This window comes from Sphingomonas sp. Leaf208 (genome assembly GCF_001421415.1).
Classification (GTDB): domain Bacteria; phylum Pseudomonadota; class Alphaproteobacteria; order Sphingomonadales; family Sphingomonadaceae; genus Sphingomonas.
Genome location: NZ_LMKH01000036.1, coordinates 154104 through 166243, shown reverse-complemented (window position 1 = coordinate 166243; position 12140 = coordinate 154104). Strand labels below are relative to the sequence as shown.

Below are 12140 nucleotides of genomic sequence, written 5' to 3'. Positions count from 1 at the left end.
AGGAGGCGATGTCGCTCGGGGGGTAGGCTAGTCGCTGCCGATCAGGCATGGCGTCCAGCGTCTAACAAGGTGAGCGAGCAGATGGACGACCGAGCGACGATGCCGCGGATCGCGGGGCCCGAGGATCATGTCGTCGTCGTCGGGGGCGGGTTTTCGGGCGCGCTGTTCGCAGTCAATCTGATTCGGCATGAGGGGCCGCGCGTGACCTTGATCGAGCGGCGCGATCGGCAGCTTGCGCGGGGCGTCGCGTATAGTGCCGCGCATCCCGATCACCTGTTGAACGTCCGTGCCGGCAACATGAGTGCGCTGCCCGACGATCCCGATCACTTCGTCCGCTGGCTGGAAGCGCACGGTAAGGGCGACCGCAAGACCTTCGTCCCGCGCACCACCTATGGCGCGTATCTGCGCGAACTGCTCGATGCGGCGATCGCGGAGTCGGGCGGCCGGCTGGTGCATGTCGAGGGCGAGGTCTGCGCGATCGATCCGGTCGAAGGCGACGGCGTGACGCTGACGATGGCGGATGGGCGCAAGATCGCCGCCGACACCGCGGTGCTCGCGCTCGGCAACCTGCCACCGCACACACCGCCGGGGTTAAAGCCGGACGCGCTGCCGACCGGTGTCTATTACGCGGACCCCTGGGCGGCCGACCTCGCCGAGGGGCTGGGCGCGGACGATACCGTCGTGCTGGTCGGAACCGGGCTGACCGCGATCGACGCGGCGTTGCTGCTTGATGCGCAGGGGTTCGCCGGAAACATCCTGGCGATGTCGCGACGCGGGCTGTCGCCGCGGCGGCATGTCGATGGTGCTCCGGCGCATCGCGGTGTTTCGGACAAACCGCAGGGTGGGCTGACCGACCTCGTCCGCCATGTTCGTGCACGCGCTGCGCAGGAAGGGTGGCGTTGCGCCGTCGACGAGCTTCGTCCGGTCACGCAGATGCTGTGGGCAGCGGCGTCGCAGGAGGTGCGCGGGCGCTTCCTTCGCCATCTACGCCCGTATTGGGACGTCCACCGCCACCGGCTCGCACCGGCGGTGGCGGACCGGGTCGAGGCGCTCGTCGCGACCGGGCGGCTCACCTTCGCGGCTGGCAAGATCGTGTCCGCCGACGCCGACGGGACGCAGGCAAAGCTGACGTGGCGGCCACGTGGCGAAACCGACCCGGTCGTCACGCGCGCCGCGCGGATCGTCAATTGCACCGGGCCGCAGGGTGACCTGTTGCGCTCGGAGGAACCGCTCGTGAAGCACCTGCTCGCGGCAGGTGCGATCCGCCCCGATCCGCTTCGGCTCGGCGTCGACGTCGATGCGCAGTCACGCGCGATCCGCGCCGATGGGACGCCCGACGACCGCATCCACTGCATCGGGCCGATGACTCGTGGCGGCCTGTGGGAGGTGGTCGCGGTGCCCGATATCCGCGTACAGAGCTGGGATCTTGCGCGCCGCCTGTCCAACGCGCAATGGGTTGGCGGCGAAGGTCTTTGACCGCGATCCGGCGCTTTTTCTCGGGCGATGCGGCAGGCGCCATCGTGCTGCTCGCCGCGGCGATAGCGGCGCTGATCGTCGCAAATTCACCGCTCGCGCCGACCTACTTCGCGACGCTGCACCACGCAGTCGGCGGGATGAGCGTCCATCACTGGATCGACGACGGCGCGATGGCGCTGTTCTTCCTGCTGATCGGGTTGGAGGTGAAGAGCGAGTTCGTCTCGGGGCATCTCTCGACCTGGGGTGAGCGCATCATGCCCGGTGCGGCGGCGCTCGCGGGCATGGCGGTGCCGGCGGGTCTTTATGTGCTCGTCAACATGGGTACGCCCGCCAATCTGCGCGGCTGGGCGATCCCGGCGGCGACCGACATCGCGTTCGCGCTCGGCATCCTGGCCCTGCTCGGGTCGCGCGTACCGACCTCGCTGAAAGTGTTGCTGACGGCGATCGCGGTGATCGACGACCTGCTCGCGATCCTCGTCATCGCGCTGTTCTACACCGGCCATATCGCGCTGCTCCCGTTGCTTGCGGCGGGCGCCGGGCTAAGCGTGCTGGTCATCCTGAACCTGTCGGGGGTGCGGTCGCTGGTGCCGTATCTGCTGATTGGCGTCGGCATCTGGTACGGCGTCCTGTTGTCGGGTGTGCATGCGACGCTCGCCGGCGTGGCGGTCGCGTTGACGATCCCACTGCGGACGGGGGAGGGGCAACCGCCGCTGAAACGCCTCGAACACGCGCTCCAGCCCTGGTCGAGTTTCCTGATCGTGCCGGCGTTCGGGTTCGCCAATGCGGGCATCGCGTTCGGCGGGATGGTGGCGGCGGACGTCATCGCGCCTCTGCCGGTCGGGATCATGCTGGGGCTGTTCCTCGGCAAGCAGATCGGCATCTTCGCGACGATCCGCGGGCTCGTGACGTTCCGGCTGGCCGAGGCTCCCAGGAATGCGAGCTGGACACAGGTGTACGGCATGGCGGTGCTGTGCGGGATCGGCTTCACGATGAGCCTGTTCATCGGCGGGCTCGCCTTCGCCGGCGCACCGCATGCGATGGACGCGGTAAAGGTCGGCGTGTTCGCGGGCTCGATCCTGTCGGGCGTCGCCGGCTGGCTGATCCTTCGCCGCACAGCACAGTAAGTCGGTATTGCTGATCGGCACTGGGCAGGCACCACCCCGGCGAAGGCCGGGGCCCAGTTGGGCAACGTTGCCACTGGCGGGTGCGCTCTGTCATAGCGACCTTCCCACCTGGGCCCCGGCCTCCGCCGGGGTGGTGCGTCTCGGCCAGTACGGTAGCCGTCGATAATATCGACAATACTACGCGAAACATATGCTCCGGCCCGGCAATCGATCTCGAATTGCTACGTCGCCGGAGCCTAATTGCCAGTCCTCGCGAACCGCCATCCTTTCGGCGGCGCGCGCATGGGGACCGCAATGCACATTCTTCGTTTCACCGCCGCCGCCGGACTTCTCGGCGGTATCGCCACGCCCGTGTTCGCACAGGACACCGCGCCGCCGTCTCCGGTAACCGTCTCCGGTTCGGCGACGCTCGCGACCGACTATCGCCTGCGCGGCGTGTCGCAGTCGGACAAGGACGGCGCGATCCAAGGCGGGCTGACGATCGCGCACCAGAGCGGCGTGTATGTCGGCGCATGGGGTTCGAACCTATCGGGCTGGGGCACGTTCGGCGGCTCGAACATGGAGCTCGACCTGATCGGCGGCTACAAGCACAAGCTGGCCAGCAACGCGACGATCGACGTCGGCCTGACCTGGTACATGTATCCGGGCGGCGCCTCGAAGACCGACTATGCCGAGCCCTATGTGAAGCTCAGCGGCACGACCGGCCCGGCAACGCTGACCGCGAGCGCGTTCTACGCGCCGAAGCAGCAGGCGCTTGGCAAATGGTATCGCACCGGCGCCGATGCCGCGGCGGGCGTCTACACCGACGCGGGCGACAAGGAGGACAACCTCTACCTCACCGGCGACGGCGCGTTCGCGATCGCAGGGACGCCGATCACCGCCAAGGCGCATATCGGCCATAGCTGGGGCAACGACGGCCTCGGCCCCAACGCGACCAGCGCGGCGCCGACCGGCGAATACTGGGATTGGTCGCTGGGTGCGGACACTACGTATCGAAACCTCACCTTCAACGTGAGCTATGTCGACACCGACATCACGCATCGCAGTGCCGCGTATCTCCAGCCTAGCTTCAGCCGCGGCCAGGACGGAACCGGATCGATCGCCGACGGCACGATCGTCGCCTCGCTCACCGCCGCCTTCTGAAGGATCGACCGATGCAGGATCTACTCTGGATAGCGTTCATGGTCGGACTGGTGGCGGCGACGCTCGCCTATGTCCGCCTGTGCGACAACGCCTGAGCCCATGAGGACACCATCATGACCCTCGACCTCTGGCTCGCCGCGATCGTCGCGCTCGGGCTGCTGTTTTACCTCGTGGCGGTGCTCATCCGCCCCGAACGCTTTTAGGAGCGCGTCCTCATGACATTCGAAGGATGGATCCTCATCCTGGGCTTCGTCGGCATATTGCTGGCGTTGACCAAACCCGTCGGTATGTGGCTGTTCGCCTTGTACGAAGGCCGCCGCACGCCGATCCACGCGATCCTCGGCCCCGTCGAGACCGGCTTCTACAAGCTCAGCGGCATCGATCCGAAGGCGGAGCAGGGCTGGCGCCGTTACGCGCTGCACATGATCCTGTTCAACGCGATGCTGATGGCGCTGACCTACGCGGTGCTGCGTCTGCAGGGCGTGTTGCCGGGTAACCCGCAAGGTCTCGCGGGGCTCAGCCCCCATCTCGCGTTCAACACCGCGATCAGCTTCACGACGAACACCAACTGGCAGAGCTATGCCGGCGAATCGACCATGTCGAACTTCAGCCAGATGTTCGGGCTGACGATCCACAACTTCCTGTCGGCGGCGACCGGCATCGCGCTCGCGTTCGCGCTGTTCCGCGGGTTCGCGCGGCGCTCGAGTGCGACGATCGGCAATTTCTGGGCCGACGTGACGCGCGTCACACTGTACGTGCTGCTGCCGATCTGCGTCGTCGTGACGATCTTCTACATCGCCAGCGGCGTGCCGCAGACGATGGCTGGCACGGTCGACATTACGACGCTCGAAGGGCTCAAGCAGACGCTGACGCTCGGACCCGTGGCAAGCCAGGAAGCGATCAAGATGCTCGGCACCAATGGTGGCGGCTTCTTCAACGCGAACTCGGCGCATCCGTTCGAAAACCCGACCGCGCTCGTCAACCTCGTGCAGATGCTGTCGATCTTCCTGATCGGCTTCGGCTTGACCTGGACGTTTGGCAAGGCCGTCGGCAACACCAGGCAGGGCTGGGCGATCCTCTCGGCGATGCTCGTGCTGTTCCTTGCCGGCGTCACCGTCACCTATTGGCAGGAAGCCGCGGGGAACCCGATCCTCCACAATATCGGCGTCGCTGGCGGCAACATGGAAGGCAAGGAGGTCCGCTTCGGGATCGCCGCGTCCGCCTTGTTCTCGGTCGTCACGACGGCGGCATCCTGCGGAGCGGTCAACGGCATGCACGACAGCTTCACGGCGCTCGGCGGCATGATCCCGCTGCTCAACATCCAGCTCGGCGAAGTCGTCATCGGCGGCGTTGGTGCAGGCATCTACGGCTTCCTGTTGTTCGCCATACTCGCGGTGTTCGTCGCGGGCCTGATGGTCGGCCGCACGCCAGAATATGTCGGCAAGAAGATCGAGGCGCGCGAAGTGAAGCTGGCGGTGCTGGCGATCGCGATCCTGCCGCTCGTGATCCTCGGCTTCACCGCGCTCAGCGCCGTGCTGCCGGACGGGCTCGCCGGGCCGCTCAACAAGGGGCCGCACGGGTTCAGCGAAATCCTCTACGCCTTCACCAGCGCGGTCGGGAACAACGGGTCGGCCTTTGCCGGGCTCACCGCCAACACGCCGTATTACAACGGCTTGCTGGGGGTCGCGATGTGGCTCGGGCGCTTCTTCATCATCGTGCCGATGCTCGCCATCGCCGGTGGTCTCGCGGCCAAGAAGTACACGCCGGAGAGCTCAGGCTCGTTCCCGACGACGGGCGCACTGTGGGTCGGCCTGCTGGTCGGGATCATCCTGATCATCGGTGGCCTGACCTTCCTGCCGAGCCTCGCGCTCGGTCCCATCGCCGATCATCTCGCGATGATCAGCGGCAAAACCTTCTGACGGGACAAGCCAAAATGGCACGCACCCCTACCAAGTCGCTGTTCACGGCCGACTTGATCGTTCCCGCGATCGGCGACGCTTTCCGCAAGCTCGATCCGCGGCAGTTGATCCGCAACCCGGTGATGTTCGTCACCGCGGTCGTTGCCACGCTGTTGACGATCCTCGTCAATGTCGGCGGCGACGGGCTCTCGGTCGGCTTCAAGATCCAGCTGGTGATCTGGCTGTGGCTGACCGTGCTGTTCGGCACCTTCGCCGAAGCGCTCGCCGAAGGGCGCGGCAAGGCGCAGGCCGCGTCGTTGCGCGCGACCAAGGCCGAGCTGACCGCCCGCCGCATGAAGGGGGACCAGGTCGAGTCCGTCCCCGCCAGCATGCTCCGCGCGGGCGACATCGTCCTGGTGACGATGGGCGACCTTATCCCCGCGGACGGCGAAGTCGTCTGGGGCGTCGCCTCGGTCAACGAAGCCGCAATCACCGGCGAGAGCGCGCCGGTGATACGCGAGGCGGGCGGCGATCGTTCGGCGGTGACCGCAGGCACGCGCGTCATCTCCGACGAGATCCGTGTGAAGGTCACGGCCAACCCCGGCGAAGGCTTTCTCGACCGCATGATCGCGCTGGTCGAGGGTGCCGAGCGGCAGAAGACGCCGAACGAGATCGCGCTCACGTTGCTGCTCGTCGGCCTGACGATCATCTTCCTGATCGCGGTCGGCACGATCCCCGGTTTCGCCAGCTATGCAGGCGGCCGCGTGCCGGTCGCGATCCTTGCGGCGCTGTTGATCACGCTGATCCCGACGACGATCGCAGCCTTGCTGTCGGCGATCGGTATCGCGGGCATGGACCGTCTGGTGCGCTTCAACGTGCTCGCCAAGTCCGGCCGTGCGGTCGAGGCGGCGGGCGATATCGACGTCCTGCTGCTGGATAAGACCGGCACGATCACGATCGGCGATCGCCAGGCGAGCGAATTCCGCTCGGTCGGCGGCACGCGTGACGAGGATCTGGCCGAGGCGGCGTTGCTCGCCAGCCTCGCCGACGAAACGCCCGAGGGCCGCTCGATCGTCGTGCTGGCGCGCGAGAAGTTCGGCGTGACGACCAACGCGTTGCCGAGCGATGCGGAGGTCATCCCGTTCACCGCGCAGACACGCATCTCGGGCGTGATCGTCGGCGGCTCGCTGATCCAGAAGGGCGCGGTCGACTCGATCCTGAAGGCCAATCCGGGAGCAGGGGCGACCGCCGCCGCCACCGAACTGCGCCGGATCACCGACGAGATCGCGCGCGCCGGCGGTACGCCGCTGGCAGTCGCCCGCGACGGCCGGTTGCTCGGTGCGATCTTCCTCAAGGACGTCGTGAAGGCGGGCATCCGCGAGCGTTTCGGCGAGCTGCGGGCGATGGGCATCCGCACGGTGATGATCACCGGCGACAACCCGCTCACCGCCGCCGCGATCGCGGCCGAGGCTGGCGTGGATGATTTCCTCGCGCAGGCGACGCCGGAGGACAAGCTCGACCTGATCCGCAAGGAACAGCAGGGCGGACGTCTGGTCGCGATGTGCGGCGACGGTACCAACGACGCACCGGCGCTCGCACAGGCCGACGTCGGCGTGGCGATGAACACCGGGACGCAGGCCGCGCGCGAGGCGGGTAACATGGTCGACCTCGACAGCGATCCGACCAAGCTGATCGAGATCGTCGGCCTCGGCAAGCAACTGCTGATGACGCGCGGTGCGCTGACGACCTTCTCGGTGGCGAACGACGTGGCGAAGTATTTCGCGATCATCCCGGCGATGTTCGTCGCGCTTTATCCGGGGCTCGGCGTGCTGAACGTGATGCGGCTGGGTTCGCCCGAAAGTGCGATCCTGTCGGCGATCATCTTCAACGCGATCATCATCCCGATGCTGGTGCCGCTCGCGCTGAAGGGCGTGGCGTACAAGCCGATGGCAGCGGGGCCGCTGCTTGCGCGGAACTTGGCGGTGTACGGCTTGGGCGGTCTGATTGCCCCGTTCGTGGGGATCAAGCTCATCGACCTCTTGGTCGGTGCTCTGGGGCTGGCATGATGACCAACATTAGCCTGCCGTGCGCCTGCACGCCGTTGCACCGCGAGCCAACACCACCCCGGCGGAGGCCGGGGCGCAATTGGAGAGGTCGAGGTAACGAAGCGCAACTCAAGTTGGCGAAGTTGCCCAATTGGACCCCGGCCTTCGCGGTGGTGCCAAGGGGATGGTCGTCCGGAGCAACCTCCGTCACCCTCACCCCCAAGAATTGTTCAGCCGCGAAGGCGGGTGCCCAGACTGTGTCCCCGCCTTCGCGGGGACACATGGAGATAACAGAATGACCTCCGATTTCACCTCCGCCCTCCGCCCGGCGCTCGTCATGACGATCCTGTTCGCGCTGCTCCTCGGGATCGTCTATCCCCTCGCGATGACCGGGATCGGACAGGCCATCTTCCCCAGCCAAGCCAATGGCAGCCTCGTCATGGCCAACGGCAAGGCGATCGGCTCGACCGTCGTCGGCCAGGCCTTCACCACCGACCGCTATTTCCAGACGCGTCCGTCTGCAGCGGGCAAGGGCTATGACGGGCTGGCCTCGTCGGGCTCGAACTACGGCCCGACCAGCCAGGCGCTCGTCGATCGCACCAAGGCCGATGTTGCCAAGCGCCGCGCGGAAGGCGTGACCGGGCCACTCCCGGCCGATCTCGCCACCGCGTCGGGTTCGGGTCTCGACCCCGATCTGTCGCCGGCCTCGGCCTATGCGCAGGTCGCCCGCGTCGCCCGCACCCGCGGTCTGCCCGCCGACAAGGTCCGTGCGCTAGTAACCGCCAACGTCGACGGCCCGCTGTTTGGCATCCTCGGCGAGCCACGCGTCAACGTCTTCGCTCTCAACCGCGCCCTCGACGCAACGCGTTGAACGACGACACGCGACCATCACCCGAGGCCCTTCTGCGACAGGCGTCGCAGGAGGGTCGCGGCCGTCTGAAGATCTTCCTCGGCGCCGCCCCCGGTGTCGGGAAAACCTACGAGATGCTCTCCGAAGGCGCGGAACGTCGCCGCGCAGGCGTAGATATCGTCATCGGCGTGGTCGAGACGCACGGCCGCGTCGAGACCGAAGCGCTCACGCGCGGCCACGAGATCGTCCCGCGGAAAGCGATCCCCTACGAAGGCCGCACGCTCGACGAGATGGATCTCGACGCCATCCTCGAACGCGCGCCCACGCTGGTCCTGGTCGACGAACTCGCGCACACGAACGCCCCCGGCAGTCGCCACCCGAAACGCTATCAGGACGTCGAGGAATTGCTCGCCGCGGGCATCGACGTCTATTCGACGATCAACATCCAGCACATCGAGAGCCTCAACGACGTCGTCGCCTCGTTCACGCGCGTCCGCGTCCGCGAGACCGTCCCCGACAGCATCGTCGAGATGGCCGAGATCGAAGTCGTCGACATCCCTCCGGACGAACTGATCGAGCGGCTGAAGGCGGGCAAGGTCTACCTTCCCCACGAGGCAACGCGGGCGCTCGCGCACTTCTTCTCCAAGTCGAACCTGTCGGCCTTGCGCGAACTCGCGCTCCGTCGTGCCGCGCAAGCCGTCGACGCGCAGATGCTCGAACACGTCCGCGCATTGGGCGTAGGCGGGACATGGGCTGGCGGCGAGCGGATCGTCGTTGCGATCAGCGAACTGCCGGGAGCGCTCGGTCTCGTTCGCGCCACCAAGCGGATCGCTGACGCGATGCACGCGCCCTGGACCGCGGTGTATATCGAGACGCCCCGCGCGCAGACCTTCGGCGAGGCCGAGCACCGGCGACTTGCCGAGGTCTTCAACCTCGCGACCCAACTCGGCGGCGACGTCGCGACCGTCCCCGCGACTTCGGTGGTCGACGGCCTGAAGACCTTCACGACCGAGGCGCGCGCGACGCAGCTCGTCGTTGGCAAGTCCACCCGCTCGCGCTGGTTCGAACTCCGCCACGGCTCGGTCGTCGACCAGATGGTCCGCGAGTCACCGGGAATCGCCGTCCACGTCCTGCCGATGGATCCACCCACCGCGCCCCGAGGCACGCGCATGCGGACCGGCGGATGGGGCAGCAAGGCGGGCTACGCCTGGACGACGGCGATGGTTGCGGGTGTCACCGGTGTGGCGAGCGCGCTGTTCCACATCCTCAACCTCGGCAACGTCGCGCTGCTGTATCTGCTCCCGGTGATGGCCGCGGCGAGCCTGTTCGGCCTGCGCACCGGGCTGTTCGCAGGCGTGGTGTCGTCGATCGCGTACAACTTCTTCTTCCTGCCGCCGACCGGCACGCTGACGATCAACAATCCCGAGAACGTGATCTCGATCCTCGTGCTGCTTGGCATCGCGTTCGTGACGAGCCAGCTTACCTCGCGGGTCCGCGCGCAGGCCGACATCGCCGCCGCCAGCGCACGCACCAACGCAGCACTGGCCGGATTCCTTCGCCAGCTGACCTCGCTCAACGACCCGGTCGCGCTCGCCCGCGCGATCTGCGAGGAAATCGGACGGCTGTTCGGCGTGCGCGCGCTCATCCTCGTCGCGGAGGACCCCGGTCTCGCCGTGCAGGCGGCGAACGGCGCGGATTACCGGCTCGAGACGATGGAGATGGCGGCCGCGCAATGGGCGTATGATACGGGTGCGCCGGCGGGTCGCGGGTCGAGCACGCTAGCGGCGTCGGAGTGGTTCTTCCAGCCATTGCGCTCGGGCGAGCGGACGCTGGCGGTGCTTGGGCTGGCTCGGGAAGCAGGTGGCGATCCGGTGCGATCGGACCAGTTGCCGCTGCTGATGAGCCTGGTCGATCAGGCGTCGCTCGTGCTCGAACGCGCGCGGCTGGAGGTCGAGATGCGCGATGTCGACGCGGTGCGCGAGCGCGATCGGTTGCGGCAGGCGTTGCTGTCGTCGGTAAGCCACGACCTGCGCACGCCGCTGACGTCGGTGATGGCGGCGGCGGCGGAATTGCACCGCGGCGTCACGCCCGAGCTGATCGACACGATCGAGACCGAGGCGGCGCGGCTCAACCGCTTCGTCGGCAATCTGCTCGACATGGCGCGGGTCGAGGCGGGCGCGCTCCGGTTGCGGCTGGAGCCGACCGACCTCACCGATGCGGTGGCGGGCGCAGTGCACGATACGAAGCGGGTGCTTGAAGGCCACGCGATCGAGCTCGACGTCGCGCCGAACCTGCCGCTGGTCCGCGTCGATCCGCAACTGTTGCATCATTGCCTGCTCAACCTGCTCGACAATGCCGGGCGTTATGCCGATCCGGGGACGCTGATCGTCGTCCGTGCGGAGCACCGGTTCGGGCTGCTCCGGCTGTCGGTGATCGACCAGGGACCGGGCCTGCCACCCGGTCGCGAGAAGGAGGTGTTCGAGACGTTCCGCCGCCTCGAAGGCTCCGATCGCGCTATTGGCGGCACCGGACTCGGGCTTGCGATCGTCAAGGCGTTCGCCGAAGCGATGGGCATGACCGTCGAAGCCAGCAATCGCGAAGACCTGACCGGCGCACGCTTCAGCCTGTGCTTCCCCGTGGCCCTGCTCGTCCGCGACACCGATGGAGCGAATCTATGAGCGCGCAAACGGTTCTGATCGTCGACGACGAACTGCATATCCGGCGGTTGTTGAAGAACACGCTGGAGCGCGCGGGGTACGGCGTCGAGGAGGCGGTCGACGCGCGCGAGGCGCTGCGGATCGCGGGGAGCCGGCCGTTGACTGCAGTGCTGCTCGACCTGGGGTTGCCCGACCGCGACGGACTGGAACTGGTGCCGCTGCTGAAGAAGCTCGGCGATCCGATCATCCTCGTGGTTTCCGCGCGCGAGGCGACCGACCAGAAGGTCGCTGCGCTCGATCTCGGCGCGGAGGATTATGTGACGAAGCCGTTCGACACCGAGGAACTGCTCGCACGCCTCCGCGTCGCGCTGCGTGGCCGCGGAGAGGCGACGTCTCGGCCGACGGTCCTGCGCGCGCATGGGGTGGAGATCGATTTCGAGCATCGGCTCGTCCGGCGCGGGAATGAGGAGGCGCATCTGACGCGGAAAGAGTTCGACGTGCTTGCGGCGCTGGCGGCGCATCCGGGGCGGGTGGTGACGCACCAGCGGATCCTGGAGGCGGCGTGGCCGACCGATCACGACCGGCGGATCGAATATCTCCGCATCGTCGTGCGTAACTTGCGGCAGAAGCTGGAGGGGACGGGGGGAGTCGGCACGGTCATCGCGAACGAACTCGGAATCGGGTACCGGCTGTTGGTCGACGCCTAGCGCGTTGCCCAGCAGCCAACATGCTTCTCCGCGAAGGCGGGGATCCAGACTGGGCTCCCGCTTCCGCGGGAGAACAAGAAAGCGGTCGGTTCGCTGGTAAATGCACGCAGCCAACCGTCACCCCAGCGAAAGTTGAGGTATCCAGCCACGCTTGCCCTTGCCGCGCGAGGTCCCGGCTCTCGCCGGGATGACGGGGTTGCGCACTACGTGAACACTATGGCTCCCCCTTAAAACCAATCT

Annotated in this window: 9 protein-coding genes; all 9 read left to right on the top strand. The window is 67.2% G+C overall.

The features are described 5' to 3' along the window. The first annotated feature begins 81 nt into the window (after nt 1-81). Entirely contained in the window at nt 82-1476 is a 1395-nt protein-coding gene (locus tag ASE69_RS18300) for an FAD/NAD(P)-binding protein (protein WP_082453251.1), read from the top strand. After that, the gene (nhaA, locus tag ASE69_RS18295; protein WP_235518972.1) at nt 1473-2600 is read left to right on the top strand and encodes a Na+/H+ antiporter NhaA; all 1128 of its coding nucleotides are present in this window, start codon (nt 1473-1475) and stop codon (nt 2598-2600) included. Before ASE69_RS18300 ends, nhaA begins: the two co-directional genes overlap by 4 nt. Before the next feature lie 294 nt (nt 2601-2894). Next, nucleotides 2895-3743 carry a TorF family putative porin gene (locus ASE69_RS18290; protein ID WP_056490300.1) on the top strand — a complete coding sequence of 283 codons (849 nt, stop codon included), beginning with the start codon at nt 2895-2897 and terminating at the stop codon, nt 3741-3743. A 113-nt stretch (nt 3744-3856) separates the two neighbouring features. Beyond that, the gene (kdpF, locus tag ASE69_RS18285; RefSeq protein WP_055875324.1) at nt 3857-3946 is read left to right on the top strand and encodes a K(+)-transporting ATPase subunit F; all 90 of its coding nucleotides are present in this window, start codon (nt 3857-3859) and stop codon (nt 3944-3946) included. A 12-nt stretch (nt 3947-3958) separates the two neighbouring features. After that, complete coding sequence (gene kdpA, locus ASE69_RS18280) at nt 3959-5662, top strand: potassium-transporting ATPase subunit KdpA (RefSeq protein WP_056489710.1); 1704 nt, start codon at nt 3959-3961, stop codon at nt 5660-5662. A 14-nt stretch (nt 5663-5676) separates the two neighbouring features. Further along, on the top strand, nt 5677-7707 hold the full coding sequence (kdpB, locus tag ASE69_RS18275; RefSeq protein ID WP_056489708.1) for a potassium-transporting ATPase subunit KdpB: 2031 nt from the start codon (nt 5677-5679) through the stop codon (nt 7705-7707). Nucleotides 7708-7981: 274 nt separating this feature from the next. Then, on the top strand, nt 7982-8557 hold the full coding sequence (gene kdpC / locus ASE69_RS18270; RefSeq protein WP_056489705.1) for a potassium-transporting ATPase subunit KdpC: 576 nt from the start codon (nt 7982-7984) through the stop codon (nt 8555-8557). Continuing rightward, on the top strand, nt 8554-11214 hold the full coding sequence (locus tag ASE69_RS18265; protein ID WP_056489703.1) for a sensor histidine kinase: 2661 nt from the start codon (nt 8554-8556) through the stop codon (nt 11212-11214). Before kdpC ends, ASE69_RS18265 begins: the two co-directional genes overlap by 4 nt. Then, a complete protein-coding gene (locus ASE69_RS18260; protein WP_056489701.1) occupies nt 11211-11900 on the top strand; it encodes a response regulator transcription factor in 690 nt (229 codons plus the stop codon). Before ASE69_RS18265 ends, ASE69_RS18260 begins: the two co-directional genes overlap by 4 nt. The last annotated feature ends 240 nt before the right edge of the window (nt 11901-12140 follow it).

Bases quoted from the DNA above. Each gene is read 5' to 3' on its own strand.
- ASE69_RS18300 (WP_082453251.1), top strand. From the start codon at position 82: ATGGACGACCGAGCGACGATGCCGCGGATCGCGGGGCCCGAGGATCAT.
- ASE69_RS18290 (WP_056490300.1), top strand. From the start codon at position 2,895: ATGCACATTCTTCGTTTCACCGCCGCCGCCGGACTTCTCGGCGGTATC.
- kdpF (WP_055875324.1), top strand. From the start codon at position 3,857: ATGACCCTCGACCTCTGGCTCGCCGCGATCGTCGCGCTCGGGCTGCTG.
- kdpA (WP_056489710.1), top strand. From the start codon at position 3,959: ATGACATTCGAAGGATGGATCCTCATCCTGGGCTTCGTCGGCATATTG.
- kdpB (WP_056489708.1), top strand. From the start codon at position 5,677: ATGGCACGCACCCCTACCAAGTCGCTGTTCACGGCCGACTTGATCGTT.
- kdpC (WP_056489705.1), top strand. From the start codon at position 7,982: ATGACCTCCGATTTCACCTCCGCCCTCCGCCCGGCGCTCGTCATGACG.
- ASE69_RS18260 (WP_056489701.1), top strand. From the start codon at position 11,211: ATGAGCGCGCAAACGGTTCTGATCGTCGACGACGAACTGCATATCCGG.